Source organism: Stenotrophomonas bentonitica (assembly GCF_013185915.1).
Classification (GTDB): domain Bacteria; phylum Pseudomonadota; class Gammaproteobacteria; order Xanthomonadales; family Xanthomonadaceae; genus Stenotrophomonas; species Stenotrophomonas bentonitica.
In genome coordinates, this window is the sequence record NZ_JAAZUH010000002.1 from 694,234 (window position 1) to 719,245 (window position 25,012).

Sequence of the window (25,012 nt, forward strand, 5' to 3'; positions counted from 1 at the left end):
GCATGCTGACCCTCGTTCTGGTGGTGATCCTGGCCGCGCTCGTTTTCGAGTTCATCAACGGCTTCCACGACACCGCCAACTCCATCGCCACGGTAGTGGCGACCAAGGTGCTCTCGCCCGGCTGGGCGGTGATGCTCGCCGCCTTCATGAACCTGATCGGCGCGCTCACCGGTACGGCGGTGGCGCTGACCATCGCGTCGGGCCTGCTCAACACCAACATCATCGACGTGACTCCGCAGGTGATCCTGTGCGCGTTGCTGGGCGGAATCATCTGGAACCTGATCACGTGGTGGAAGGGCCTGCCGTCGTCGTCGTCGCACGCGCTGATCGGCGGTCTGTGCGGTGCCGGTCTGGCGGCGGCCAACAACAACTGGGACGCGTTGATCTGGTCCGAGCGGATCGGCACGTGGGCGCAGAACAAAGGCCTGCTGTGGAAGGTGTTCCTGCCGATGATCACCTCGCCGATCGCGGGCTTCCTGCTCGGCATCGTGGTGATGCTGCTGCTGTGGGCGATCATCGCGGGCATGGCGAAGGCGGGCGGCTGGCTGGGCCGGATGGCGCGGCCGCGCATCGTCAATGCGTTCTTCGGCAAGGCGCAGATCGTGTCGGCGGCGTACATGGGCTTCGCGCACGGCCACAACGATGCGCAGAAGACGATGGGCATCATCGCGATGACGCTGATCGGCGCGGAAGCGACCGGTGCGCTGAACGACCTGCCGTCGTGGCTGGCGTTCATGCATCCGGACGCGCACGCGGGCGAGGGCATTGCGATGTGGATCGTGCTGACCTGTGCGGTGGTGATGGCGGCGGGTACGGCGTCGGGCGGCTGGAAGATCATCAAGACGCTGGGCCACAAGATGGTCAAGCTGCACCCGATCCACGGTTTCGCGGCGGAGACCAGCTCGGCGACGATCCTGACCCTGGCCGCGCACTTCGGCATGCCGGTCTCGACCACGCACAGCATCTCCACCGCGATCATGGGCGTGGGTTACGCCAAGAACCCGCGTTCGCTGCGGTTCGGCGTGATCGAACGCATCGTCTGGGCCTGGATCCTCACCATCCCGGCCGCCGGCGGCTGCGCCTACCTGATCCTCAAGCTGTTCGAGCTGTTCGGCTGGGCCTGATCGGTCTGGTCTGAACCACGAAAAACCCGGCTCCGGCCGGGTTTTTTGTTGCCCGGCATTGGCCGACGCTCGTAGAGCCGGGCTCTGCCCGGCTGCTGTTGGATTCAGGCGAACAGCCCAGGTCTGCGGGGTTTTCCTGGCTTGGGCCGTCGGGGGTGGGTTGGTGGGGGACGCCGTAAACCCATCCATGGGGGCTAAGTCGCCGCATCCATGCGGCTCATTCCCCCACCAACCCACCCCCGCCGGCCCCAACCAGGGAACCCCGCAGCCAACGGCTGTTCGCCCAAATGCACGAAGCCGGGCGCTGCCCGGCGCCAACCGACCGCATGCAATCAGAGATGCACCCAACAAAAAAACCGCCGAAGCGGGTTTTCCGTAGTCCTCAGACTTCCAGCGATGCCAAGTCGCCCTTGTTCTCCAGCCACTGCTTGCGATCACCGGCGCGCTTCTTGGCCAGCAGCATGTCCATCAGCGCGCTCGTCTGCTCGCCGTCGTCGATGGTCAGCTGCACCAGACGGCGCGTATCCGGGTGGATCGTCGACTCGCGCAGCTGCTGCGGGTTCATTTCGCCCAGGCCCTTGAAGCGCGTCACGCTGACCTGGCCCTTGATCTTTTCCCGCTCGATCTTGTCCAGCAGCGAACGCTTTTCTTCCTCGTCCAGCGCGTAGAACACCTGCTTGCCCACGTCCACGCGGAACAGCGGCGGCATCGCCACGAACACGTGGCCCGCATCCACCAGCGCCGGGAAGTGCTTCAGGAACAGCGCCGTCAGCAGCGTCGCGATGTGCAGACCGTCCGAGTCCGCGTCCGCCAGGATCACCACCTTGCCGTAACGCAGCCCGGTGATGTCCTCCTTGCCCGGATCGCAGCCGATCGCGATCGCCAGGTTGTGCACTTCCTCCGACGCCAGCACGCTGCCCGACGACACCTCCCACGTGTTCAGGATCTTGCCGCGCAGCGGCATGATCGCCTGGAAGTCCTTGTCGCGCGCCTGCTTTGCACTGCCGCCTGCCGAATCGCCTTCCACCAGAAACAGCTCCGTGCGCGACAGGTCCTGGCTGATGCAGTCCGCCAGCTTGCCGGGCAGGGCAGGGCCCTGCGTGACCTTCTTGCGGACCACCAGCTTCTCGGTCTTCAGGCGCGCACTGGCGCGCTCGATCGCCAGCTGCGCGATCTGCTCGCCCAGCGCCACGTTCTGGTTCAGCAGCAGGCTGAAAGCGTCATGCGCCGCGCCCTCCACGAACCCCGCCGCCTGGCGCGACGACAGCCGCTCCTTGGTCTGCCCGCTGAACTGCGGGTCGGTCATCTTCAGCGACAGCACGAACGAGACCCGGTCCCAGACATCTTCCGGGGCCAGCTTCACCCCGCGCGGCAACAGGTTGCGGAAGTCGCAGAACTCGCGCAGCGCCTCGGTCAGGCCCGTGCGCAGGCCGTTCGCATGCGTACCGTGCTGCGCGGTCGGAATCAGGTTCACGTAGCTTTCCTGCACCAGCTCGCCTTCCGGCAGCCACGCCACCGCCCAGTCCACCACCTCGGTGTCCTTCTTCAGCGAACCCACGAACAGGTCCGCCGGCAGCATCTCGCGCTCGCCCAGCTCCGCCTTCAGGTAATCGCTCAGGCCGTCCTCGAAGTACCAGGTGTCCTGCTCGTCGGTGGCCTCGTCGCGCAGCTTCACCGTCAGGCCCGGGCACAGCACCGCCTTGGCGCGCAGCAGGTGGCGCAGCGCCCGCAGGTTGTACTTGGGCGTATCGAAGTACTTCGGGTCCGCCCAGAAGCGCACCCGCGTACCCGTGTTCTTCTTGCCGACGCTGCCCACCACTTCCAGCGGCGTGGCGCGGTCGCCGTTGCGGAACGTGATGCGGTGCTCGCTGCCCTCGCGCTTGATGTGTACTTCCACCAGCGTCGACAGCGCATTGACCACGCTCACGCCCACGCCGTGCAGGCCGCCGGAGAACGTGTAGTTCTTGTTGCTGAATTTGCCGCCCGCATGCAGCCGGGTCAGGATCAGCTCCACGCCCGGGATCTTCTCTTCCGGGTGGATGTCCACCGGCATGCCGCGGCCGTCATCGCTGACCTCGCAGCTGCCGTCCTTGTACAGGGTGACCTCGACCGTCCGGGCATGCCCGGCCAGGGCCTCGTCCACGGCGTTGTCGATCACTTCCTGCGCCAGGTGGTTCGGGCGAGCGGTGTCGGTGTACATGCCAGGACGGCGCTTGACCGGGTCCAGGCCAGACAGGACTTCAATATCGGCGGCGTTATAACGGGTGTTCATCGGTCTTCAGAAAGCGCAAAGCGACGGCGGAGTTTGCGGTCTGGGCGGCATTTTTGCACGCCACACGTTCAGGGGGCGGCCGAACAGCCCGCGATAGAATGGCCGCGTACCACCCCAGACACAGCGAGGAGACCTCCCCATGAAGAAGTTCCTGACCATCGCAGCCATTGCCGCCGCCGTCGTGGCCGTGCCGCTGGCCATGGCCCAGAACGCCGGACAGGGCCAGTCCACCGCGCAGCAGGGCGACCAGGCCGAGGCCAAGGCCCAGTCCGAGGCCGACGCCAAGGCCAAGCGCCGCGCCGCTGCCAGCGCCGAGATGAAGGCCAAGGGCCAGCAGGCGCCGCAGCAGGAAGAGGAAGAAGAGGCCAAAAAGAAGCGCTGAACCCGCTTCCTGGCCCCCCAGACGCCCCGGCTTGCCGGGGCGTCTTCGTTCCTGCCCCTTGGGCTTGGGCGCTTCACTCTGTAAACTATCGCTTTCCGGGAGCAGTACGTGTCATCCATCAGCGAATGGACGGGTCCGGTCGTGCGCGACCGCCCGCAGGGCAGGCAACAGGTGACGGTCCCCTCGGCGACCGGCACGGCCCTCCCGACCTCGCAGGATGCCCCGGCGCGTGACCTCTCCGCCGCCGCCCGGATTCCCACCGAGATTCCCCCCGATTCCCCCTTCACGTCGTCCGCCGCCTCGCGCGCCGGCGTCGTTTCCCCCTTCCTGACAGGACACCTCCAGCCATGACTCCCTTGATCTTCGTAACCGGCGGCGTGGTTTCCTCGCTTGGCAAAGGCATCGCCGCCGCCTCGCTGGCGTCCATCCTCGAAGCCCGTGGCCTGAAGGTCACGATGATGAAGCTCGACCCCTACATCAACGTCGACCCCGGCACCATGAGCCCGTTCCAGCACGGCGAGGTCTACGTGACCGACGACGGCGCCGAAACCGACCTCGACCTGGGTCACTACGAGCGCTTCGTGCGCACCCGCCTCAGCCGCAAGAACTCGGTCACCACCGGCCGCATCTACGAGAACGTGATCCGCAAGGAACGCCGCGGCGACTACCTGGGCGCCACCGTGCAGGTCATCCCGCACATCACCGACGAGATCCGCCGCTGCATGGACGAAGCCACCGAAGGCTTCGACGTGGCCCTGGTCGAGATCGGCGGCACCGTCGGCGACATCGAATCGCTGCCGTTCCTCGAAGCGATCCGCCAGGTACGTACCGAGCGCGGCCCGGAAAAGGCGCTGTTCATGCACCTCACCCTGGTCCCGTACATCGCCGCCGCCGGCGAGCTCAAGACCAAGCCGACCCAGCACTCGGTCAAGGAACTGCGCTCGATCGGCATCCAGCCGGACGTGCTGCTGTGCCGTTCCGAACAGCCGGTGCCGGAGTCCGAGCGCCGCAAGATCGCCCAGTTCACGAACGTCTCCGAACGGGCCGTGATCAGCGTGCCCGACGTCGACGTGCTGTACCGCATCCCGATGGGCCTGCACGAGCAGGGCCTGGATGAAATCGTCATCAACCAGCTCAAGCTCGGCGACAAGGCCGGCCCGGCCGACCTGCACGAGTGGGAAGCAGCGGTCGACGCCACCCTGCACCCGCTGGACGAAGTCACCATCGCCGTGGTCGGCAAGTACGTCGACCACCAGGACGCCTACAAGTCGGTCGGCGAGGCGCTCAAGCACGGTGGCCTGCGCCAGCGCACCAAGGTCAACCTGAAGTGGCTGGAAGCGCAGGACCTGGAAGGTACCGACATGGCCGCGCTGCAGGACGTCGACGGCATCCTGGTGCCGGGCGGCTTCGGCGACCGCGGCTTCGAAGGCAAGGTGCTGACCTCGCAGTTCGCCCGTGAAGAGAAGATGCCGTACTTCGGCATCTGCTACGGCATGCAGGCCGCCGTAGTCGACTTCGCCCGGAATGTTGTGGGCCTGGAAGGTGCCAACAGCACCGAGAACGACCGCCAGTCGCCGAACCCGGTGATCGGCCTGATCACCGAATGGCGCACCGCCACCGGCGATGTCGAGAAGCGCGACGACAAGAGCGACCTCGGTGGCACCATGCGCCTGGGCCTGCAGGAACAGCGGCTCAAGCCGGGCACGCTGGCCCGCGAGCTGTACGGCAAGGACGTGGTCTCCGAACGCCACCGCCACCGCTACGAGTTCAACAACCGCTACCGCACCCAGCTGGAAGACGCCGGCCTGGTGATCGCCGGCAAGTCGATGGACGACACCCTGGTCGAAGTGGTCGAGCTGCCGCGCGACCAGCACCCGTGGTTCCTGGCCTGCCAGGCACACCCGGAATTCCTGTCCACCCCGCGCGACGGCCACCCGCTGTTCATCGGCTTCATCAGCGCGGCACGCCAGCGAAAAGCGCAGCGAACTGCTGCATAATCACGACGCATGTTTCACGCGCCGCCGGAAGGGCGGCGCGTTTCCCTTACCGACTGGAAATTGGCCCGCCATGACCGCGATCCGCAGCATCCACGCCCGTGAAATCCTCGACAGCCGTGGCAACCCCACGCTGGAAGCCGAAGTCACCCTGGAGGACGGTTCGTTCGGCCGCGCCGCCGTACCGTCGGGTGCCTCCACCGGCACCAAGGAAGCGGTCGAGCTGCGTGATGGCGACAAGACCCGCTACCTGGGCAAGGGCGTGCGCAACGCGGTCAACAACGTCAACACCACCATCGCCTCGGCGCTGAAGGGCTTCGACGCCGCCGACCAGGAAGGCCTCGACCGCCGCCTGATCGACCTGGACGGCACCGAGAACAAGGGCCGCCTTGGCGCCAACGCGCTGCTCGGTGTTTCCATGGCCAACGCCCACGCCGTGGCCGCCTCGAACAAGCAGCCGCTGTGGCAGTACCTGGCCCAGGGCCGCGATGTGACCCTGCCGGTGCCGATGATGAACATCATCAACGGCGGCGCGCATGCCGACAACAACGTCGACTTCCAGGAGTTCATGGTGCTGCCGGTCGGCTTCACCTCGTTCTCCGAAGCGCTGCGCGCCGGTACTGAAATCTTCCATTCGCTCAAGTCGGTGCTCAAGGGCCATGGCCTGAGCACGGCGGTGGGCGACGAGGGCGGCTTCGCCCCGGACTTCCGCAGCAACGTCGAAGCGCTGGACACCATCCTCGAAGCGATCGGCAAGGCTGGCTACACCGCCGGTGAAGACGTGCTGCTCGGCCTGGACGTGGCCTCCAGCGAGTTCTACGAGAACGGCAAATACAACCTGGTCGGCGAGAACAAGCGCCTGACCTCCGAGCAGTTCGTCGACTTCCTGGCCGACTGGGCCGCGCAGTACCCGATCATCACCATCGAAGACGGCCTGGCCGAGAACGACTGGGCCGGCTGGAAGCTGCTCACCGACCGCATCGGCAAGAAGGTGCAGCTGGTCGGCGACGACCTGTTCGTGACCAACCCGAAGATCTTCAAGGAAGGCATCGAGTCCGGCACCGCCAACGCGATCCTGATCAAGGTCAACCAGATCGGCACCCTGACCGAGACCCTGGAAGCGATCGCGATGGCGCACAACGCCAACTACGCGGCCGTGGTCTCGCACCGCTCGGGCGAAACCGAAGACACCACCATCGCCGACATCGCCGTGGCCACCACCGCCACCCAGATCAAGACCGGCTCGCTGTGCCGCAGCGATCGCGTGGCCAAGTACAACCAGCTGCTGCGCATCGAGGAAGCCCTGGGTGCCGGCGCGCGTTACGCCGGGCGTGACGCGTTCGTTTCGCTGAAGCGCTGACCCGCATGCGCAACTGGCGCTGGCTGCTGCTGGTGCTCGCGGTACTGCTGGCATGGCTGCAGTACCGCTTCTGGTTCGGCCCGGGCAATTCGGGAGAAGTGATGACGCTCGAAGCCCAGGTCGAAGCCCAGAAGCGCGACAACGAAGGCCTGCAGCAGCGCAACGACGCGCTGGCGGCCGAGGTCAAGGACCTCAAGGAAGGCGAGGCCGCCATCGAGGAACGCGCGCGCAGCGAGCTGGGCATGATCAAGCCTGGCGAGAAGTTCTACCGCGTGGTCGAAAACGCCCCGGTGGCGGCGCCGCGTGCGCCGACCCAGGTCGCCGACCCGAACGCGCCGCACCAGGAAGTGCCCTGATGGGCAGCGTCTGGGCCGTGGTCCCGGCCGCTGGCCGTGGCACCCGTTTCGGTGGGCCGGTGCCCAAGCAGTACCTGGTCGCCGGCGACCGGGTGCTGCTCGCCCACACCCTGGAAGCGCTGCTCTCGCACCCGGTCGTGGCCGGGGTGATGGTGGTGATCGCCGAAAATGACGCCGACTGGCCGGGCTGGCAGTCGCTGGCCGACAAGCCGATCCTGGCCTGCACCGGCGGTGCGACCCGCGCCGAATCGGTGCTGGCCGGACTGCACGCGCTGCCCGACAGCGTGCGCGCCGACGATTTCGTGCTGGTCCACGACGCCGCGCGGCCGAACCTGGCCGCCGCCGACCTCGGCCGCCTGCTGGAAGTGGGGCGCAACGACCCGGTCGGGGCGATCCTGGCCGCGCCGGTGCGCGATACCCTCAAGCGTGCCGGCGACGACGGCGGCATCGACGGCACCGAGCCGCGCGCGCGCCTGTGGCGTGCGCTGACCCCGCAGCTGTTCCGCCGCCACCAGCTGGCCCGCGCGCTGCAGGACGCGGCCAGCGCCGGTGTCGAAGTGACCGACGAGGCCATGGCGATGGAGCGGCAGGGGCTGCGTCCGTTGCTGGTCGAGGGCAACGAAGACAACTTCAAGGTCACCACCCCGGCCGATCTGTCCCGTTTCGAATTCGAGCTGTGGCGCCGCGGGGCCTGAGTCCGCCGCGCGTCGCCCATTACTGCAGGTTTTTTGCCATGAACACCCCGTTTCCGCCCGTCCGCATCGGCCAGGGTTATGACGTCCACGCCTTCGGCGAGGGAGACCACATCATGCTCGGCGGCATCCGCGTCGACCACAGCTGCGGCGTGCTCGCCCACAGCGACGGCGACGTGATCCTGCATGCGCTGTGCGATGCCATGCTCGGCGCGCTGTCGCTGGGCGACATCGGCCAGCACTTCCCGCCGTCGGACATGCGCTGGAAGGACGCCGACAGCAGCCGCTTCCTGGAGCACTGCAACAGCCTGCTGCGCGAGCGCGGCTGGCAGGTCGGCAACACCGACATCACCGTGATCTGCGAACGCCCCAAGGTCGGCCCGCATGCGCTGGCGATGCGCGAGCGCATTGCCGGCGTGCTCGGGATCGCGCTGGATGCGGTCAGCGTCAAGGCCACCACCTCGGAGAAGCTCGGCTTCACCGGGCGCGGCGAAGGCATCGCCGCGCAGGCCGTCGTGCTGCTGGTGGCGCTGTGATTCCGCTGCCGCTGGCATTCGGCGCGCCGCTGCTGCGCGCCGACATCCGCACCGCGCCGGAGGATTTCCAGGTCGACGAACTGCCCGCGTTCGAGCCGAGCGGGGAGGGCGAGCACCTGCTGCTGACGATCCGCAAGCGCGGCGCCAACACCGTGCACGTGGCAAAGCTGCTGGCCAAATGGGCCGGCCTGCCTGAGATGGGGGTCAGCTTTGCCGGCATGAAGGACCGCCATGCGGTCACCACCCAACGATTCAGTGTGCACCTGCCCAAGCGCGTCGCACCGGACATCGCGGCGCTGGCCTCGGACGAAGTGGAGGTGCTCGAGTCGACCTGGCACAACCGCAAGCTGCAGCGCGGTGCGTTGGCCGGCAACCGGTTCCGGCTGGTGCTGCGCAACGTGGAGGGCGATGCGAAGGCGATCGACGAGCGCCTGTCGCTGATCGCCGCGCGCGGGTTGCCGAACTGGTTTGGCGAACAGCGCTTCGGTCGCGACGGCGGCAACGTGCCGGCCGCGCTGGCGATGTTCGGCGGCCGCCGGATGCGCCCGGACCAGCGCTCGCTGCTGCTCTCGGCGGCCCGTTCGGCGCTGTTCAACCAGGTGTTGGCCGAGCGCGTGGCGCAGGGCAACTGGGACGCGCCGCTGGACGGCGAAGTGTGGATGCTGGATGGCAGCCGCAGTGTGTTCGGGCCCGAGCCGTGGACCGACCTGCTGGCCGACCGCCTGGGCCGGTTCGACATCCATCCGAGCGGCCCGTTGTGGGGCGAGGGCGAGCTGCGCAGCAGCGGTGACGCCGCCGCGCTGGAGCTGGCGGCGATCAGTGATGAACAGTCCTTGCAGCTGCGCGCAGGGCTGGAAGGTGCACGGTTGAAGCAGGAGCGGCGTGCGCTGCGGCTGCGGCCGGCGAACCTGCAGCATCGCTGGCTGCAGGCCGATGTGCTGGAGCTGACGTTTGCGCTGCCGCCGGGATGTTATGCGACGGCGGTGTTGCATGAGCTGGGGCCGGTGAACGACGTTGCCGGGGTGTCGGCTTCGGAATGACCGGTAGAGCCACGCCCTGCGTGGCTGCACCGCCGGAAATCACCGGTTCGCCAACAACACCAATACCGCGCCGGTCCCACCTTGTCCGGCCGGCGCCGAATGGAACGCCAGCACGTCGTTGCGCTGGCGCAGCATCCGGTCCACCAGGTTCTTCAACACCGGCGCGCCGCCATCCGACTGCAATCCCTTCCCATGGATGATCCGCACGCAGCCATGCTCGTGCGCGTGCGCCTCCAACAGGAACTGGCGCAGCAGGGTCTCGGCCTGGGCCACGGTGGCGCCGTGCAGGTCCAGCTCGTCCTGCACTGAGTACTGGCCACGCTTGAGCCGCTGGAACATCCGCGCCGGCAGGTTCTCGCGCCGGTAGCTGGCGGTGTCGCCGGCCTCCAGCGGGCTGCTGTCGCGCAGCAGCCGGGCGAACTCCCCGCGTGCCGCATCGTCGTCCTGTTCGGCCATCCGCGCGCGCGGCTTCGGCCGCGGCGTGGCCGGCGGCGCGGCGACCGGTTTGCGCAGCGGCGTGACCTCGCCGATGGCCGCGCGGAACAGCGCCGCCGGATCTTCGTCTTCAGGATGTGACATGCGTACAGCCTAATGCCCTGAATCGGCCCTGCCTACCTCCCGGCGGGGTAGGCCGATCTGCCCGCTTGCGGCACAATAGCTGACGCACTTGCGCGGTCGGTGATCCCGGAACGGGTGAAGGCAGGCCCCGCCAACGCTGGAAAGTGATGGAAATGAAGTCTTGAACAATCAAGCGGTTAAAACCCCGATGCGGATCCTGGTCAGCAACGACGACGGTGTCGACGCGCCGGGCATCAGGATGCTCGCCACGGTCCTGCGCGAGGCCGGCCACGACGTGATGGTGGTCGCCCCCGACCGCGACCGGTCCGGTGCCAGCAACTCGCTCACCCTGGACCTGCCGGTGCGGGTCAAGCGCATCGACCACTACACCTGCTCGGTGGCGGGTACCCCGACCGACTGCGTGCACCTGGCCCTGACCGGCATGCTCGAGTACGACCCGGACATCGTGGTCTCCGGCATCAACAACGCGGCCAACCTGGGCGATGACGTCATCTATTCCGGCACCGTCTCGGCGGCGATGGAAGGGCGTTTCCTCGGCCTGCCGGCCGTGGCGATGTCGCTGGTCTCGCACAACCACGACCCGCGCAACTTCGAAACCGCCGCGCGCGCGGCGGTCGAGATCGTGACCCGGCTCAAGGCCGACCCGCTGCCGGCCGACACCATCCTCAACGTGAACGTGCCCGACCTCCCGTGGGCGGAGGTGCGTGGTTTCGAAGTCACCCGCCTGGGCAACCGCCACCGTGCCGAAGGCTGCATCGCCCAGCGCGACCCGCGCGGCAATGAAGTGTTCTGGATCGGCCCGGCCGGTCGCGAACAGGACTCGGGCCCCGGCACCGACTTCCACGCGGTGCGCAACGGTTACATCTCGATCACCCCGATCCAGGTCGACCTGACCCGCTACCAGGCGCTGGAAAAGGTCGCCAGCTGGGTCGGCGGCCTGACCGCCGCGCTGGACCGCCCGGCATGAGCCAGCGCCTTCGCCTGCAACCCGAAGCGGTCGGGATCGGCATGACCTCGCAGCGCGTGCGCGACCGCCTGGTCGAACGCCTGCGCGAAAGCGGCATCGTCGACGAAGCCACCCTCAATGCGATCCGGGTGGTGCCGCGCCACCTGTTCATCGACGAGGCACTGGCCTCGCGCGCGTACGAAGACACCGCGCTGCCGATCGGCCACGGCCAGACCATCTCGCAGCCGTGGGTCGTCGCGCGGATGACCGAAGCCGTACTGCAGTCGGCCCCCAAGCGCGTGCTCGAAGTGGGCACCGGTTCGGGTTACCAGGCGGCCGTGCTCGGCGCGCTGGGCCTGGAGGTCTACACCGTCGAGCGCATCGGCGACCTGCTGCGCCAGGCGCGCAAGCGCTTCCGCGCGCTGGGCATGAACATCCGCAGCAAGCATGACGACGGCCGCGTCGGCTGGGCCGAGCACGGTCCGTTCGACGCCATCGTGGTCACCGCCGCCGCCCCTGCACTGGTTGACGCACTGATCGAGCAGCTGGCCGTGGGCGGACGCCTGGTGGCGCCGGTGGGTGGGCCCGGGGCGCAATCGCTGATCCAGCTGACCCGCCGCGAAGACGGCAGTGTCGAACAGCAGGTACTGGCGCCGGTCACGTTCGTGCCGCTGCTGTCTGGCATGCTGGACTGATTCCAAGGAGCGTTGCGTCATGAAGATTTTCGGTCCGCTGTACGAGCGGGCAATGAAGTGGGCCGCGCACGAGCGCGCCCCGACCTACCTGACCGTGCTTAGCTTCATCGAGGCGATCATCTTCCCGGTGATGCCCGAAGTGATGCTGGCACCGATGTGCGTGGCCCAGCCCAAGCGTGGCTGGTGGTTCGCCACGCTCAGTCTGGCCGGCTCGATGGTCGGTGCCCTGGTCGGCTATGCATTGGGCCACTACGCCTTCGAAGCGATCAAGCCGCTGTTCGCGGCGATGGGCATGCTGACCAGCATCGAAGGCGGCATCGCCATCGTGCAGGCCAAGATGGCCGAGTCGCCGTGGGCGGTGTTCACTTTCCTGGTGCTGGGCGGCTTCATGCCGATCCCGATGAAGGTCTTCACCTGGGCATCGGGTATCGTCGGCGTGCCGCTGCCGCAGTATTTCCTGAGCATGCTGATCGGTCGCGGCAAGCGCGTGTACGTGCTGGCTGCGGTGATCCGCATCGGCGGCGCACGTGCCGAAGCCGCGCTGCGGCGCTGGATTGAACCGCTGGGCTGGATCGCCACCGTACTGGTGGTCGGTCTGGTGGCCTGGCTTGTATGGAGGTCGAAGTTCGCATGAGTGCTGATCGTTTGAACGGAAGCGCGCGCCTGGTCGCGCTGCTGCTGGTGGTGTCCACGCTGAGCGCCTGCGGCACCGCCACCGTGGTCAAGCCCTCGGGTGGCCGTACCGCGCACAGCACGCCGCAGAGTTCGGTGGCCAAGCCGGGCCAGACCGCCGTGGTGCGCCGGGGCGACACGCTGTACGCGCTGGCACGCATCCACAACATCACCCCGCGCGACCTCGCCGCCTGGAACGGGCTGGCCGAGCCTTACACCATCTACCCGGGCCAAAGCCTGCGCCTGTACCCGGGCGGCAGCCCCGGCCGCGCCCCGACCACCGTGGTCACCGCGCCGCGCCCGGGCAACGCAGCCACCCCCGCTCCGGCACCCACGCCGTCGCCGACCACCGCGATCAAGAGCAACATCAGCTGGCGCTGGCCGGCCGATGGCGCGCTGGTCGGCCGCTTCGTCGGTGCCGACGTCACCAAGCAGGGCGTGGACATCGCCGGCAGCAGCGGCCAGCCGGTACGGGCGACCGCGGCAGGCGTGGTGGTGTATTCCGGTGCCGGCCTGGTCGGATTCGGCGAGCTGATCATCGTCAAGCACAACGACCAGTGGCTGTCGGCCTACGGCCACAACCGCAAGCGCCTGGTCAACGAAGGCCAGAGCGTCAAGGCTGGGGAACAGATCGCCGAAATGGGCCGCACCGGCACCACCCGCGACATGCTGCACTTCGAGATCCGCTACAACGGCAAGCCGGTGGACCCGCTGCTGTACCTGCCGCCGAGGTAATGGCGGTGGGCGCAGCCACGTAGGGCGTGGCTCTACCGCCGAGAATCCCCCGCCGGTAGAGCCACGCCCTGCGTGGCTGAATCGCCGATCGGACATCAAAAAGGCTGCCAATGGCAGCCTTTTCTGAACGGAATCAACTATTTTCAGCCCGGCAGCAGGATCGCGGCGGCCACGTTCCGGCCTTCGCTGGCCAGCAGGTTGAAGGTCCGCGCCGCCGCCGCGTTGTCCATCACTTCCAGGCCGATGCCACGGCTCAGGCATGCGCCCAGCACGGCTGCGGACGGAAACCGCTGATTCGCCCCGGTTCCCAGGATCACCAGCTCCGGCTGCAACGCCAGGATAGGGGCCAGGTCGTCCGGGGCCAGTCCGCCGGCATCGCCGGCCACCGGCCAGGCCTCCACCAGCGTCTGCGGGGTCACGATGAAGCTCTGCTCGAGCTCACAGGTACGCACCAGCACCCGGTCCTCGATGAGCACCGAAGTACGGCCCACATTGCGGAACGAGTAGGCGTAATCCGGGATCTCGTGGTTCAGCTGCATGCCGGGATCAGCCGCGCGGCAGCACGATCTGGCGCATTTCCTTGCTCGGGCGGTACAGCACGGCGACGTGGCCAATGCGCTGCACCAGCGCGCTTTCCGAGGCTTCCACCAGCTCGGCGATCATCGCGTCACGGGTGTCGCGGTCTTCCGCACCCACCTTGACCTTGACCAGTTCATGGCGTTCCAGCACCTCGTTCAGCTCGGCCAGGAAGGCCGGCGTGATCCCCTTGCCCCCGATCTGCAGCAGGGCTTTCAGGTCATGGGCCTGGCCGCGGAGGAAGCGGGTCTGGGAGGAGGTGAGCTGGGTAGACATTCAGGAACAAGCGGTTAACTGGGGCGATCAGGGTATCATGACCACCCCGTCCGGCCCTATTTCCAATGGCTTCCCGCAGCAAAAGCAGTCAACGCTGGTTGAAAGAGCACTTCGCCGACCCCTTCGTGAAGAAGGCCCAGGCCGAAGGCATGCGCTCGCGCGCGGCCTACAAGCTGGAGGAGCTGCTCGAGCGCGACCGGCTGCTGAAGCCGCACATGGTAGTGGTCGACCTGGGCGCCGCCCCGGGCGGCTGGTCGCAGCAGGTGCGGCGCCAGATCGGCGCCACCGGCCGGGTGCTGGCGCTGGACATCCTGGAGATGCCGCCGCTGGCCGGGGTCGAGTTCCTTCACGGCGACTTCAGGGAGCAGGCCGTCCTATCGCAGTTTGAAGCCATGCTCGGCGACACCCCGGTAGACCTTGTGCTCTCGGATATGGCCCCCAATAAGAGTGGTGTGGACGCGGTCGACCAGCCGCGGATGATGCACCTGGCCGAGCTGGCGTTGGAGTTTTCCGACAACCATCTCAAGCCGGGTGGCGCGTTCCTGATCAAGCTGTTCCAGGGCGTGGGCTTTGACGACTACGTGCGCGAGATGCGCCGCCGGTTCGACAAGGTCGTGATCCGCAAGCCTGAAGCGTCGCGGAAGCGCTCGCCCGAGGTGTACGCCCTTGGGCAGGGCAAACGCGCCCAGATCAAGTAAGCTCAACCATACCAATAGCGTCAGGCATTAGAGGAACACCGGAGCCAATGAGGATGAACGACTTGACCAAGAACCTCCTGCTGTGGGTGGTCGTCGCCGTGGTGCTCATGGTGGTGTTCCAGAGCTTCTCGCCGAAGAGCTCCGGCGCCGGCGCCCAGGGCTCGACCTATTCGCAGTTCCTGGACCAGGTGGACAGCGGCAACGTGCAGAAGGTCACCTTCAGCGGCGACCTGCGCAGCGGCACCAACCAGCTGACCTACACCACCCGTGGCGGCCAGTCGGCCACCATCAACGCGCCGCTGGATCGCGACCTGATCAACGTGCTGCGCGGCAAGAACGTGGAAATCGTCCAGGAAGAGCCCTCCAGCGGCATCTCGCTGGGCGCGATCCTGATGAATTTCCTCCCGGTGATCCTGATCATCGGCTTCTGGCTGTTCATCATGCGCCAGATGCAGGGCGGTGGCGGCGGCGCCAAGGGCGCGATGTCCTTCGGCAAGTCGCGCGCCAAGCTGCAGGGCGAGGACCAGATCAAGGTCACCTTCGCCGACGTCGCCGGCTGCGACGAAGCCAAGGAAGAAGTCGGCGAACTGGTCGACTTCCTGCGCGACCCCACCAAGTTCACCAAGCTGGGCGGCAAGATTCCGCGCGGCGTGCTGATGGTCGGCCCGCCGGGTACCGGCAAGACCCTGCTGGCCCGCGCCATCGCCGGCGAGGCCAAGGTGCCGTTCTTCTCGATCTCCGGTTCGGACTTCGTGGAAATGTTCGTCGGCGTCGGCGCCAGCCGCGTCCGCGACATGTTCGAGCAGGCCAAGAAGCAGGCCCCGTGCATCATCTTCATCGACGAAATCGACGCCGTCGGCCGCCACCGTGGCGCCGGCCTGGGCGGCGGTCATGACGAGCGCGAGCAGACCCTGAACCAGCTGCTGGTCGAAATGGACGGCTTCGAGGGAGGCGAGGGCGTGATCGTCATCGCCGCCACCAACCGTCCGGACGTGCTGGACCCGGCGCTGCTGCGCCCGGGCCGCTTCGACCGCCAGGTCGTGGTCGGGCTGGCCGACGTCAAGGGTCGCGAGCAGATCCTCAAGGTGCACATGCGCAAGCTGCCGCTGGCCGACGACGTCGTGCCGATGGTCATTGCGCGCGGTACCCCGGGCTTCTCGGGCGCTGATCTCGCCAACCTGTGCAATGAAGCGGCGCTGTTTGCTGCGCGCAGCAACGAGAAGGAAGTGCGCATGGAGCACTTCGACCGTGCGCGCGACAAGATCCTGATGGGTGCCGAGCGCCGTTCGATGGCCATGAGCGAGGAAGAGAAGACGCTCACCGCCTACCACGAAGCCGGCCACGCCATCGTCGGCCGCCTGGTGCCCGAGCATGACCCAGTCTACAAGGTCACCATCATCCCGCGCGGTCGCGCGCTGGGCGTGACCATGTACCTGCCGGAAGGCGACAAGTACTCGATGAACCGCGTGGCGATCGAATCGCAGTTGTGCTCGCTGTACGGCGGCCGCGTGGCCGAAGAGCTGATCTTCGGCGCCGACAAGGTCACCACCGGTGCCTCCAACGACATCGAGCGCGCCACCAAGATGGCCCGCAACATGGTCACCAAGTGGGGCCTGTCCGACGAGCTCGGCCCGATCGCCTATGGCGAAGAGGACGACGAGGTGTTCCTGGGCCGTTCGGTGACCCAGCACAAGAGCGTGTCCGACGATACCGCGCGCCGCATCGACGAGGTCGTGCGCAGCATCCTGGACAAGGCCTATGCGCGCACCACCGAGCTGATGAACGCCAACCTGGACAAGCTGCACGCGATGTCGCAGCTGCTGCTGCAGTACGAAACCATCGACGCGCCGCAGATCGACGCCATCATGGAAGGCCGCGATCCGCCGCCGCCGGCCGGCTGGGGCAAGTCCAACAAGGACGGTGGCAGCAACAACGACAAGGGCGGCGACGCCCGCCCGCTGCCGCCGATCGCCGGTCCTGCCGAGCAGATCTGACGTTCTTGCGGCAAACCGTGGCGCCGGGCTCTGTCCGGCCGCTTCAAAGGCCGGGGCAACCCGGCCTTTTTCGTTCCAGACCTTCCGGAGTTTCCATGTCCACCCCACCGCCCCCGGTCTCCCACACCACCGAAATCGTGATCGCCACGGTGGTCGGCGCCGCCGTCGGCCTGATCAGCGGCAACTACTTCCTCGGCGGTGTCGCCGGCATCGTGCTCGGGATCGTGTTGAGCGTGGGCAAGACCCTGTATCTCGACCGCAAGCGCCGTCGTTGACGCAGCGCGGCGCGCGTAAACTACGCGCCTGCGCACTTCCTGGATGACCCATGTTCGACACCTCCCCCCAGCTTGACTGCGGCGGCCGCGTGCTGCGGCTGGACCGCCCGCGCGTGATGGGCATCGTCAACGTCACCCCGGATTCGTTCTCCGACGGCGGCGCGCACGATACGGTCGAAGCGGCGGTCGCGCACGGCCTGCAGCTGGTCGCCGAAGGCGCCGACCTGCTCGACATCGGCGGCGAGTCGACCCGTCCGGGCAGTGCACCGGTCCCGCTGGAGGAAGAGCTGCGCCGCGTCGTTCCGGTGATCGAGCAGCTCGCGCGGCAGGTCACCGTGCCGATCAGCATCGATACCTTCAAGCCCGAGGTCATGCGCGCGGCCGTGGCCGCCGGTGCCGGGATGATCAACGACATCCATGCGCTGCGCCAGGACGGCGCACTCGCGGCCGCAGCCGAGCTCGGCGTGCCGGTGGTGTTGATGCACATGCAGGGCGAGCCCGGCAGCATGCAGGATACCCCGCACTACGACGACGTGGTCGCCGAGGTGCACCGCTTCCTGGCCGACCGCATCTTCACGGCCGAAATGGCCGGCATCGCCAAGAAGAACCTGGTGATCGACCTGGGCTTCGGTTTCGGCAAGACCACCGAGCACAACATGATCCTGCTCGCGCGATCGGAACGCTTCCTCGAGCTGGGCTTTCCCATGCTGGCCGGACTGTCGCGCAAGCGCAGCATCGGCGAGCTGACCGGGCGCGACGTCCCGCGCGAACGCGTGGCCGGTTCGGTGGCCGCGCATCTGATCGCGGCCCAGCGCGGCGCGCGGATCCTGCGCGTGCATGACGTGGCCGCGACCGTCGACGCGCTCAAGGTGTGGGCGGCGGTCGACGCGGTGCCGATGCCGCGCGTGGACGCTGCCCCGGCCATGCCGCGCTGGCCGGACGAGGACTGATGGGCGCCGACCAGCGCCCGCTGGCGATCGCGGTGATGGGCCCGACCGCGTCGGGCAAGACCGCCACCGCCATCGCCCTGGCCCGGCAGCTGGGCGGCGAGATCGTCAGCGTCGATTCGGCGCTGGTCTACCGCGGGCTGGATATCGGCTCGGCCAAGCCCGACGCCGCCGAACGCGCGCAGGCTCCGCACCACCTGCTGGACCTGCGCGACCCGTGGCAAACCTATTCAGCGGCCGAGTTCGCCGCCGACGCCGCGCGCGCGGTGGCCGACATCGTCGCGCGGGGGCGCATGCCGATCCTGGCCGGCGGCACCGGGCTGTATTTCCGCGCGCTGCTGCAGGGGCTGTCGCCGATGCCCCCGGCCGACCCGGCGATCCGTGCCGCGATCTCCGCCGAGGCGGCCGTGCTGGGCTGGCCAGCGCTGCATGCGCAGCTGGCGGCGGTCGACCCGGCCGCCGGCGCGCGCATCCATGCCACCGACCCGCAGCGCATCCAGCGGGCGCTGGAGGTGTACCGCCTGACCGGCCGCGCCATCACCGACTGGCAGAAGGCACCCGGCGTGGACCGGCTGCCGGTGCGCTGCCTGAAGCTGGTGCTGGCCCCGCGCGAGCGCAGCGTGCTGCACCAGCGCATTGAAACCCGCTTCGACCGCATGCTGGAACAGGGCTTCCTGGACGAGGTGCAGGCCCTGCGTGCGCTTCCGGAGATGGCGGCGGTGGCCGCAGCGCTGGACCTGCCGGCGGTGCGCGCGGTCGGCTACCGCCAGGCCTGGGAGTTCCTGGACGGGCAGGGCACGGCCGCCGAATTCCGCGACCGGGGCATTTACGCCACCCGGCAGCTGGCCAAGCGCCAGCTCACCTGGCTGCGCGGCGAGCTTGATGCGCGCTGGTTCGACCCCCATATGGATCAGGCTTCCCTGGCGGACGCCGTTTCGGCCTTTGTGGGCCGCTGAGCCACAGCGTCAGGTCCCGTGCCCGTGTACCATCGGAGATTCCGGTGGCGGGGGCCGTGGCAGCTGCCGGAAGACCATAAAAACAATAATGAGGAGTGTGCAATGTCCAAGGGGCAATCGCTGCAGGATCCGTTTCTGAATGCACTTCGGCGCGAACGCGTGCCGGTGTCGGTGTATCTGGTGAATGGCATCAAGTTGCAGGGAACGATCGAATCGTTCGACCAGTTCGTTGTCCTGCTGCGCAATACGGTCAGCCAGATGGTGTACAAGCACGCCATTTCGACCGTGGTGCCGGCACGCAATGTCCGGGTCGGTCCCGGTGGCGGCTATGTGCAGTCCAATGAAGGTGGCGCCGACGGCGCCCAGGAAGAAGACGACGTTGAATGAAGTAAGTCACTGCGGAGACGCGCGTGTTTGACCGTTCCAAGCGAGGCGAACACGCGCTCCTGATCCAGCCGCACTCCGGCCGGCTGGAAGAAGACGTGCTGGAGGAATTCACCGACCTGGCCCGTTCGGCCGGGGCCAGCATCGCGGCCACCCTGACCGCGCGGATCGACCGTCCCAACGCGTCGATCCTGATCGGCACCGGCAAGCTGGACGAGATCAAGGCGGCCGCCGAGGCCACCGGCGCCGACCTGGTGCTGGTCAACCATGCCCTGTCGCCGTCGCAGGAGCGCAACCTGGAGAAGTTCCTGGAGCGCCGGGTGATCGACCGCACCGGCCTGATCCTGGACATCTTCGCCCAGCGTGCGCACAGCCACGAAGGCAAGCTGCAGGTGGAACTGGCGCAGCTGCGCCACATGTCCACGCGGCTGATCCGCGGCTGGACCCACCTGGAGCGCCAGCGCGGCGGCTCCATCGGCCTGCGTGGGCCGGGTGAAACCCAGCTGGAAACCGACCGCCGCCTGCTGCAGAAGCGGGTCGAACAGCTGCAGAAGCGGCTGGAAAAGGTCGAAGTGCAGCGCACCCAGATGCGCCGCGCCCGCGTGCGCAGCGAACTGCCGCGCGTGGCGCTGGTGGGTTACACCAATGCCGGCAAGTCGACCCTGTTCAACGCGCTGACCGGCGCTGAGGCGTACGCGGCCGACAAGCTGTTTGCCACCCTGGACCCGACCGTGCGCCGCATCGCGGTGCCGGGCGGCAACGTGGTGCTGGCCGACACCGTCGGTTTCGTCCGCGACCTGCCGCACGAGCTGGTGGCCGCGTTCCGCGCGACCCTGAGTGAAGCGCGCGAAGCTGACTTCCTGCTGCACCTGGTCGACGCCGCCGATCCGCATCGCGAGGAGCGCATCGCCCAGGTCGATGAAGTGTTGAACGAAGTCGGCGCCGGCGAACTGCCGCAGATGCTGGTGTTCAACAAGATCGACCGGATCGAGGGCAGCGAAGTCCGCCACGACGGCCAGGACGGCATTCCCGATACCGCGCGCCGCGAGCGCGTCTGGATTTCGGCGCGCGATGGGCTGGGGCTGGACCTGCTGCTGTCGGTGCTGGGCAAGCGCCTGGGCCTGCAGCACGTCAGCGGCGACCTGCGCCTGCCGCCGTCGGCTGGCCGCCTGCGCTCGCGCCTGCACCAGCTGGAAGTGGTGCGTGGCGAAACCGCCGACGAGGACGGCTGGCTGCTGCAGGTCGAGATTCCGATCGCCGAGGCCGAGAAATTGGCCGCAGGCGATGACGGCGCGCCGATCCGGGCGTTGTTGCCGGAGAAAGTGCCGGAATGGTGAGCAACATTCCCAGCGACGCGCAGCTGTCCGACCTCGCGCGCGAGGTCGGACAACGCCTGCAGCAGGCCTCGCTGCAGCTGGTCACTGCCGAAAGCTGCAGTGGTGGCTGGATCGCCAAGGCGATGACCGATATCGCCGGCTCGTCGGCGTTCTTCGACTGCGGCATGGTGGTCTACAGCTACGAGGCCAAGCAGCGCCTGCTCGGCGTGCGTGCGCAGACGCTGGAACAGTTCGGCGCGGTCAGCCGCGAAACCGTGCTTGAAATGGTCTCCGGCGCGCTGGTCAATTCCGGCGCCGGCATGGCTGTTGCGGTGACCGGCATTGCCGGCCCAGGCGGTGGCAGCGCGGACAAGCCGGTCGGCAGCGTCTGGATCGGCTGGAAGCAGCGCGGTGGCTATGCCCGCGCGCAACTGTTCCAGTTCGACGGCGACCGCGACGCGATCCGTCGCCAGACCGTGCTGCAGGCACTGACGGGAATTTTCCCGGCGGTGTGACATCCTTCCCCCGGGTTGTCGAACGAGGGTGCACCGATGTGGGAAACGCTGGGAACCGTCCGTGACCTCGGACGCCTGCAGGAAATCGCCTCGGTCCTGATCCGCTACGGCTTCGGCGACCTGGTGCGCCGGATCGGCCTGGCCGACGTGCTCGAACGCGCGGGCCGGCTGCTGCACTGGAACGACACCCAGCAGATCCTGCGCATGACCGCCCCCGTGCGGGTGCGCCGCGCGATGGAAGACCTCGGCCCGACCTTCGTCAAACTCGGCCAGGTGCTGGCCACCCGCGTCGACCTGTTCCCGCCGGACTGGATAGCCGAATTCTCCGAGCTGCAGAACGCGGTACCGGCCTTGCCGTATGCAGAGGTCCGCGAGCAGCTCGAGCATGACCTCGGCGCGCCGGCGCACGAGGTGTTCGCCTGGCTCGACGAAACCCCGATGGCGGCCGCCTCGCTCGCCCAGGCCCACCGCGCCACCCTGCACGATGGCAGCGCGGTGGTGCTGAAGATCCGCCGCCCCGGCATCCGCGAGGTGATCGAAGCCGACCTGCGTCTGCTGGCACGGCTCGCCGACATCGTCGAAGCGCGGTTGCCGGACCTGCAGCGCTACCGCCCGGCCGAAGTGGTGCAGCAATTCCAAGTCTCGTTGCGGCGCGAACTCGACTTCGCCGCCGAATGCCGCAATGCCGAGCGCATAGCGCGCAACTTTGCCGGCCGCAACGACATCCTGATCCCCAAGGTGCACTGGCAGTGGACCTGCGAGAGCCTCAACGTGCAGGACTTCGTCGACGGCATCCCCGGCCGTGACCTGGCCGGGGTCGATGCCGCCGGCCTCGACCGCGTACGGCTGGCCCGCACCGGCGCCCGCATCGTGCTGAAGATGGTGCTGGAGGATGGCTGTTTCCACGCCGACCCGCACCCGGGCAACATCATCTACCTGCGCGACGGCCGCATCGGCGTGATCGACTTCGGGATGGTCGGCGCGATCTCCGAACAGCGCCGCTTCCAGGTCGCGCAGCTGCTGCACGGCCTGGTCGGGCAGGAGCCGGAGGCGGTCACCGACGTGCTGCTGGACTGGTCCGGCGGCGGCGACGTCGACGAATCGCGCTTGCAGCAGGACATCAGCGCCTTCGTCGACCAGTACCGCGGGGTGCCGCTGAAGGACCTGCACATGGGCCTGATGCTGGGCAACATCACCCAGATCCTGCGCCAGCATGCGCTGACCCTGCCGGCCGACCTCGCGCTGATGATCAAGACCTTCCTGACCCTGGAAGGCATGGGCCGCCAGCTCGACCCGCAGTTCGACATGGCCACTGCCGCGCGCCCGTTCCTGGAGCGGGTGATGTGGCAGCGCTTCGCCCCGTCGGCGCTGCTCAAGCGTGGCAAGCGCAGCGTGGCCGGCCTGCTCGACCTGGCCGGCGACCTGCCGCGCGACGTGCGCCAGCTGGTGCAGATGGCGCGCCGCGGGCGCCTGCAGTTGAAGGTGGAGACCACCGCGTTGCAGGGCTTTGGCGAGCAGGTCAACCGGGCGGCGAACCGACTGGTGGTGGGGATCGTGACCGCCGCGCTGATCATTGGCTCCTCGATCGTGATGCACAGCGTGGGCGGCCTTTCCAGCCGCTGGCTGCTGGCGTTGGGCGTAGCGGGGTTCGTGGGGGCAGGGTTCTGCGGGGTGTGGATCCTGTTTTCGATCTGGCGGAGCGGGCGGGGACCATGACCGTGCCTCGGGGGTAGAGCCACGCCCTGCGTGGCTGCACTTCTTGCATCTTTCAAACGTTAGTAGTATTACTACTAACCATGGACCTTACGGACACCCAGCAGGCGATCCTGCAGTTGATCGCCGAGCGTATCGAGACCGACGGCGCGCCGCCGTCGCAGACGGAAATCGCCCGTGCTTTCGGCTTCAAGGGCGTCCGGGCCGCGCAGTACCACCTGGAAGCGCTCGAACAGGCCGGGGCGATCCGTCGCATTCCCGGCCAGGCGCGCGGTATCCGGCTGGTCCAGGCGCCGCCGCTGCAGGACGGCCTGCCGGGCGCGCTGGCGGTGCCGGCGCTGCCCGACCACGTGCTCCGCCTGCCGGTGCTGGGCCGGGTCGCGGCCGGCCTGCCGATCAGCGCCGACATCGGCTCGGACGACTTCGTGGTGCTGGACCGGGTGTTCTTCTCGCCCGCGCCGGACTACCTGCTCAAGGTCGAGGGCGACTCGATGATCGACGAAGGCATCTTCGACGGCGACCTGATCGGCGTCCATCGCACCCGCGACGCGCGTTCTGGCCAGATCGTGGTGGCCCGCATCGATGACGAGATCACCGTCAAGCTGCTCAAGATGGGCAAGGACCGGATCCGGCTGCTGCCGCGCAATCCGGACTACCAGCCCATCGAAGTCCTGCCCGACCAGGACTTCGCCATTGAAGGGCTGTACTGCGGGCTGCTGCGCCCGAACCGCTGATCCCTTCAACGCGCGAAATGCACGGTCTTTTGTGGCGATTCTCTGGTTCTGCTGAGGTTGGTACGGATGTCCGATAATTTTTTTCCGAATGCCGGGCAGAATCTCAGCCTGTGCGATACGCCAACTTTAAAGTGACCCCGTGGCCAAGAAGACCTCCAAAGACAACACCTCCAACGACATGACCTCTGCAAGGACCAATCCGATGGACGAGAACAAGAAGCGCGCCCTTACCGCCGCCCTGAGCCAGATCGAAAAGCAGTTCGGCAAAGGCTCGGTCATGCGCATGGGCGACCGCGTCATCGAAGCCGTCGAGATCATCCCGACCGGTTCGCTGATGCTCGACATCGCGCTCGGCATCGGCGGCCTGCCCAAGGGCCGTGTCGTGGAAATCTACGGTCCGGAATCCTCGGGCAAGACCACCCTGACCCTGCAGGCCATTGCCGAATGCCAGAAGAAGGGCGGCACCGCCGCCTTCATCGACGCCGAGCACGCCCTGGACCCGATCTACGCCGCCAAGCTGGGCGTGAACGTGGACGACCTGCTGCTGTCCCAGCCGGACACCGGCGAGCAGGCGCTGGAAATCGCCGACATGCTGGTCCGTTCGGGCTCGGTGGACATCGTGGTGGTCGACTCGGTCGCCGCGCTGACCCCCAAGGCCGAAATCGAAGGCGAAATGGGTGACCAGCTGCCGGGCCTGCAGGCCCGCCTGATGAGCCAGGCGCTGCGCAAGCTGACCGGCAACATCAAGCGCTCCAACACCCTGGTGGTGTTCATCAACCAGCTGCGCATGAAGATCGGCGTGATGATGCCGGGCCAGAGCCCGGAAGTGACCACCGGCGGCAACGCGCTGAAGTTCTACGCCTCGGTCCGCCTGGACATCCGCCGTATCGGCGCGATCAAGAAAGGCGACGAGATCATCGGCAACCAGACCAAGATCAAGGTCGTCAAGAACAAGCTGGCGCCCCCGTTCAAGCAGGTCATCACCGAGATCCTGTATGGCGAAGGCATCAGCCGCGAAGGCGAACTGATCGACATGGGCGTGGAAGCCAAGCTGGTCGAGAAGGCCGGCGCCTGGTACAGCTATGGTGAAGAGCGCATCGGCCAGGGCAAGGACAACGCCCGTGGTTACCTGCGCGACAACCCGCAGGTCGCTCAGCGCCTGGAAGCCGAGCTGCGCGAGAAGTTCCAGCCGGCCGAAGCCGTGCGCGAAGGCGGCGACGACGACAGCGACGACGAAGAGTGAGT

General features: G+C 67.6%; 27 protein-coding genes. 23 read left to right on the top strand and 4 right to left on the bottom strand.

Features of this window, described 5'->3' with window-relative positions:
* The first annotated feature begins 2 nt into the window (after positions 1-2).
* Positions 3-1,124: an inorganic phosphate transporter gene (locus HGB51_RS14295; protein WP_070207260.1), complete on the top strand. Its 1,122-nt coding sequence runs from the start codon at positions 3-5 to the stop codon at positions 1,122-1,124.
* Between the two features lie 382 nt (positions 1,125-1,506).
* Here the strand turns inward: HGB51_RS14295 and parE are convergent, their stop codons facing one another.
* Complete coding sequence (gene parE / locus HGB51_RS14300; RefSeq protein WP_070207261.1) at positions 1,507-3,396, bottom strand: DNA topoisomerase IV subunit B; 1,890 nt, start codon at positions 3,394-3,396, stop codon at positions 1,507-1,509.
* Positions 3,397-3,535: 139 nt separating this feature from the next.
* On the opposite strand from parE, the gene HGB51_RS14305 reads away from it, so the two are divergent.
* From HGB51_RS14305 to truD, 7 genes are all read left to right on the top strand, one after another.
* Positions 3,536-3,778, top strand: coding sequence for a hypothetical protein (locus tag HGB51_RS14305; protein WP_070207262.1), 243 nt, complete (start codon positions 3,536-3,538; stop codon positions 3,776-3,778).
* Positions 3,779-4,125: 347 nt separating this feature from the next.
* Positions 4,126-5,775 carry a CTP synthase gene (gene pyrG / locus HGB51_RS14310; protein ID WP_070207264.1) on the top strand — a complete coding sequence of 550 codons (1,650 nt, stop codon included), beginning with the start codon at positions 4,126-4,128 and terminating at the stop codon, positions 5,773-5,775.
* Positions 5,776-5,845: 70 nt separating this feature from the next.
* A complete protein-coding gene (eno, locus tag HGB51_RS14315; protein WP_070207265.1) occupies positions 5,846-7,132 on the top strand; it encodes a phosphopyruvate hydratase in 1,287 nt (428 codons plus the stop codon).
* A 5-nt stretch (positions 7,133-7,137) separates the two neighbouring features.
* The gene (ftsB, locus tag HGB51_RS14320) at positions 7,138-7,488 is read left to right on the top strand and encodes a cell division protein FtsB (protein WP_070207266.1); all 351 of its coding nucleotides are present in this window, start codon (positions 7,138-7,140) and stop codon (positions 7,486-7,488) included.
* Positions 7,485-8,183, top strand: coding sequence for a 2-C-methyl-D-erythritol 4-phosphate cytidylyltransferase (gene ispD / locus HGB51_RS14325; RefSeq protein ID WP_070207293.1), 699 nt, complete (start codon positions 7,485-7,487; stop codon positions 8,181-8,183). Before ftsB ends, ispD begins: the two co-directional genes overlap by 4 nt.
* Before the next feature lie 38 nt (positions 8,184-8,221).
* Positions 8,222-8,716, top strand: coding sequence for a 2-C-methyl-D-erythritol 2,4-cyclodiphosphate synthase (gene ispF, locus HGB51_RS14330; protein WP_070207267.1), 495 nt, complete (start codon positions 8,222-8,224; stop codon positions 8,714-8,716).
* Entirely contained in the window at positions 8,713-9,756 is a 1,044-nt protein-coding gene (truD, locus tag HGB51_RS14335; protein ID WP_070207268.1) for a tRNA pseudouridine(13) synthase TruD, read from the top strand. The genes ispF and truD overlap by 4 nt, the downstream gene beginning before the upstream one ends.
* Positions 9,757-9,795: 39 nt before the next feature.
* On the opposite strand, the gene HGB51_RS14340 is transcribed toward truD, so the two are convergent.
* The gene (locus HGB51_RS14340) at positions 9,796-10,335 is read right to left on the bottom strand and encodes a Smr/MutS family protein (protein ID WP_070207269.1); all 540 of its coding nucleotides are present in this window, start codon (positions 10,333-10,335) and stop codon (positions 9,796-9,798) included.
* Positions 10,336-10,522: 187 nt separating this feature from the next.
* On the opposite strand from HGB51_RS14340, the gene surE reads away from it, so the two are divergent.
* From surE to HGB51_RS14360, 4 genes are read left to right on the top strand one after another with little or no spacing between them, the layout of a single operon-like run.
* A complete protein-coding gene (surE, locus tag HGB51_RS14345) occupies positions 10,523-11,302 on the top strand; it encodes a 5'/3'-nucleotidase SurE (protein ID WP_070207270.1) in 780 nt (259 codons plus the stop codon).
* The gene (locus HGB51_RS14350) at positions 11,299-11,976 is read left to right on the top strand and encodes a protein-L-isoaspartate(D-aspartate) O-methyltransferase (RefSeq protein WP_070207271.1); all 678 of its coding nucleotides are present in this window, start codon (positions 11,299-11,301) and stop codon (positions 11,974-11,976) included. The genes surE and HGB51_RS14350 overlap by 4 nt, the downstream gene beginning before the upstream one ends.
* A gap of 19 nt (positions 11,977-11,995) precedes the next feature.
* Complete coding sequence (locus tag HGB51_RS14355) at positions 11,996-12,610, top strand: YqaA family protein (protein WP_070207272.1); 615 nt, start codon at positions 11,996-11,998, stop codon at positions 12,608-12,610.
* Complete coding sequence (locus tag HGB51_RS14360; protein WP_070207273.1) at positions 12,607-13,383, top strand: peptidoglycan DD-metalloendopeptidase family protein; 777 nt, start codon at positions 12,607-12,609, stop codon at positions 13,381-13,383. Before HGB51_RS14355 ends, HGB51_RS14360 begins: the two co-directional genes overlap by 4 nt.
* A gap of 143 nt (positions 13,384-13,526) precedes the next feature.
* Here HGB51_RS14360 and HGB51_RS14365 read toward each other — a convergent pair whose 3' ends face one another.
* Together HGB51_RS14365 and yhbY are read right to left on the bottom strand one after the other, a co-directional pair.
* Positions 13,527-13,922, bottom strand: coding sequence for an Mth938-like domain-containing protein (locus HGB51_RS14365; RefSeq protein WP_070207274.1), 396 nt, complete (start codon positions 13,920-13,922; stop codon positions 13,527-13,529).
* A 7-nt stretch (positions 13,923-13,929) separates the two neighbouring features.
* The gene (gene yhbY / locus HGB51_RS14370; protein WP_070207275.1) at positions 13,930-14,235 is read right to left on the bottom strand and encodes a ribosome assembly RNA-binding protein YhbY; all 306 of its coding nucleotides are present in this window, start codon (positions 14,233-14,235) and stop codon (positions 13,930-13,932) included.
* Positions 14,236-14,300: 65 nt separating this feature from the next.
* Between yhbY and rlmE the strand changes: the two genes are divergently transcribed.
* From rlmE to recA, 11 genes are all read left to right on the top strand, one after another.
* Positions 14,301-14,933, top strand: coding sequence for a 23S rRNA (uridine(2552)-2'-O)-methyltransferase RlmE (gene rlmE / locus HGB51_RS14375; protein WP_070207276.1), 633 nt, complete (start codon positions 14,301-14,303; stop codon positions 14,931-14,933).
* Positions 14,934-14,986: 53 nt separating this feature from the next.
* Positions 14,987-16,927 carry an ATP-dependent zinc metalloprotease FtsH gene (gene ftsH / locus HGB51_RS14380; protein ID WP_070207277.1) on the top strand — a complete coding sequence of 647 codons (1,941 nt, stop codon included), beginning with the start codon at positions 14,987-14,989 and terminating at the stop codon, positions 16,925-16,927.
* 95 nt (positions 16,928-17,022) lie between these two features.
* Positions 17,023-17,202 (top strand): hypothetical protein, encoded by a 180-nt coding sequence (locus HGB51_RS14385; protein ID WP_070207278.1) that lies wholly within the window; start codon positions 17,023-17,025, stop codon positions 17,200-17,202.
* A 50-nt stretch (positions 17,203-17,252) separates the two neighbouring features.
* Positions 17,253-18,152: a dihydropteroate synthase gene (gene folP / locus HGB51_RS14390; protein WP_070207279.1), complete on the top strand. Its 900-nt coding sequence runs from the start codon at positions 17,253-17,255 to the stop codon at positions 18,150-18,152.
* A complete protein-coding gene (miaA, locus tag HGB51_RS14395; RefSeq protein ID WP_070207280.1) occupies positions 18,152-19,105 on the top strand; it encodes a tRNA (adenosine(37)-N6)-dimethylallyltransferase MiaA in 954 nt (317 codons plus the stop codon). Before folP ends, miaA begins: the two co-directional genes overlap by 1 nt.
* 102 nt (positions 19,106-19,207) lie before the next feature.
* Positions 19,208-19,492, top strand: coding sequence for an RNA chaperone Hfq (gene hfq, locus HGB51_RS14400; protein ID WP_068850887.1), 285 nt, complete (start codon positions 19,208-19,210; stop codon positions 19,490-19,492).
* A gap of 23 nt (positions 19,493-19,515) precedes the next feature.
* Positions 19,516-20,826, top strand: coding sequence for a ribosome rescue GTPase HflX (gene hflX / locus HGB51_RS14405; RefSeq protein WP_070207281.1), 1,311 nt, complete (start codon positions 19,516-19,518; stop codon positions 20,824-20,826).
* On the top strand, positions 20,820-21,320 hold the full coding sequence (locus HGB51_RS14410) for a CinA family protein (RefSeq protein WP_070207282.1): 501 nt from the start codon (positions 20,820-20,822) through the stop codon (positions 21,318-21,320). Before hflX ends, HGB51_RS14410 begins: the two co-directional genes overlap by 7 nt.
* Positions 21,321-21,356: 36 nt before the next feature.
* Positions 21,357-23,036, top strand: a complete 1,680-nt coding sequence (gene ubiB, locus HGB51_RS14415; protein WP_070207283.1) for a 2-polyprenylphenol 6-hydroxylase — start codon at positions 21,357-21,359, stop codon at positions 23,034-23,036.
* 80 nt (positions 23,037-23,116) lie between these two features.
* The gene (gene lexA, locus HGB51_RS14420; RefSeq protein WP_070207284.1) at positions 23,117-23,767 is read left to right on the top strand and encodes a transcriptional repressor LexA; all 651 of its coding nucleotides are present in this window, start codon (positions 23,117-23,119) and stop codon (positions 23,765-23,767) included.
* 202 nt (positions 23,768-23,969) lie between these two features.
* On the top strand, positions 23,970-25,010 hold the full coding sequence (gene recA, locus HGB51_RS14425; RefSeq protein ID WP_070207285.1) for a recombinase RecA: 1,041 nt from the start codon (positions 23,970-23,972) through the stop codon (positions 25,008-25,010).
* Positions 25,011-25,012 lie beyond the last annotated feature (2 nt).

Excerpts from the sequence above, each read along its gene's own strand:
- HGB51_RS14295 (WP_070207260.1), top strand. The coding sequence starts at position 3 with ATGCTGACCCTCGTTCTGGTGGTGATCCTGGCCGCGCTCGTTTTCGAG.
- parE (WP_070207261.1), bottom strand. The coding sequence starts at position 3,396 with ATGAACACCCGTTATAACGCCGCCGATATTGAAGTCCTGTCTGGCCTG.
- HGB51_RS14305 (WP_070207262.1), top strand. The coding sequence starts at position 3,536 with ATGAAGAAGTTCCTGACCATCGCAGCCATTGCCGCCGCCGTCGTGGCC.
- pyrG (WP_070207264.1), top strand. The coding sequence starts at position 4,126 with ATGACTCCCTTGATCTTCGTAACCGGCGGCGTGGTTTCCTCGCTTGGC.
- eno (WP_070207265.1), top strand. The coding sequence starts at position 5,846 with ATGACCGCGATCCGCAGCATCCACGCCCGTGAAATCCTCGACAGCCGT.
- ftsB (WP_070207266.1), top strand. The coding sequence starts at position 7,138 with ATGCGCAACTGGCGCTGGCTGCTGCTGGTGCTCGCGGTACTGCTGGCA.
- ispF (WP_070207267.1), top strand. The coding sequence starts at position 8,222 with ATGAACACCCCGTTTCCGCCCGTCCGCATCGGCCAGGGTTATGACGTC.
- HGB51_RS14340 (WP_070207269.1), bottom strand. The coding sequence starts at position 10,335 with ATGTCACATCCTGAAGACGAAGATCCGGCGGCGCTGTTCCGCGCGGCC.
- surE (WP_070207270.1), top strand. The coding sequence starts at position 10,523 with ATGCGGATCCTGGTCAGCAACGACGACGGTGTCGACGCGCCGGGCATC.
- HGB51_RS14350 (WP_070207271.1), top strand. The coding sequence starts at position 11,299 with ATGAGCCAGCGCCTTCGCCTGCAACCCGAAGCGGTCGGGATCGGCATG.
- HGB51_RS14355 (WP_070207272.1), top strand. The coding sequence starts at position 11,996 with ATGAAGATTTTCGGTCCGCTGTACGAGCGGGCAATGAAGTGGGCCGCG.
- HGB51_RS14360 (WP_070207273.1), top strand. The coding sequence starts at position 12,607 with ATGAGTGCTGATCGTTTGAACGGAAGCGCGCGCCTGGTCGCGCTGCTG.
- HGB51_RS14365 (WP_070207274.1), bottom strand. The coding sequence starts at position 13,922 with ATGCAGCTGAACCACGAGATCCCGGATTACGCCTACTCGTTCCGCAAT.
- yhbY (WP_070207275.1), bottom strand. The coding sequence starts at position 14,235 with ATGTCTACCCAGCTCACCTCCTCCCAGACCCGCTTCCTCCGCGGCCAG.
- rlmE (WP_070207276.1), top strand. The coding sequence starts at position 14,301 with ATGGCTTCCCGCAGCAAAAGCAGTCAACGCTGGTTGAAAGAGCACTTC.
- ftsH (WP_070207277.1), top strand. The coding sequence starts at position 14,987 with ATGAACGACTTGACCAAGAACCTCCTGCTGTGGGTGGTCGTCGCCGTG.
- HGB51_RS14385 (WP_070207278.1), top strand. The coding sequence starts at position 17,023 with ATGTCCACCCCACCGCCCCCGGTCTCCCACACCACCGAAATCGTGATC.
- folP (WP_070207279.1), top strand. The coding sequence starts at position 17,253 with ATGTTCGACACCTCCCCCCAGCTTGACTGCGGCGGCCGCGTGCTGCGG.
- miaA (WP_070207280.1), top strand. The coding sequence starts at position 18,152 with ATGGGCGCCGACCAGCGCCCGCTGGCGATCGCGGTGATGGGCCCGACC.
- hfq (WP_068850887.1), top strand. The coding sequence starts at position 19,208 with ATGTCCAAGGGGCAATCGCTGCAGGATCCGTTTCTGAATGCACTTCGG.
- HGB51_RS14410 (WP_070207282.1), top strand. The coding sequence starts at position 20,820 with ATGGTGAGCAACATTCCCAGCGACGCGCAGCTGTCCGACCTCGCGCGC.
- ubiB (WP_070207283.1), top strand. The coding sequence starts at position 21,357 with ATGTGGGAAACGCTGGGAACCGTCCGTGACCTCGGACGCCTGCAGGAA.
- lexA (WP_070207284.1), top strand. The coding sequence starts at position 23,117 with ATGGACCTTACGGACACCCAGCAGGCGATCCTGCAGTTGATCGCCGAG.
- recA (WP_070207285.1), top strand. The coding sequence starts at position 23,970 with ATGGACGAGAACAAGAAGCGCGCCCTTACCGCCGCCCTGAGCCAGATC.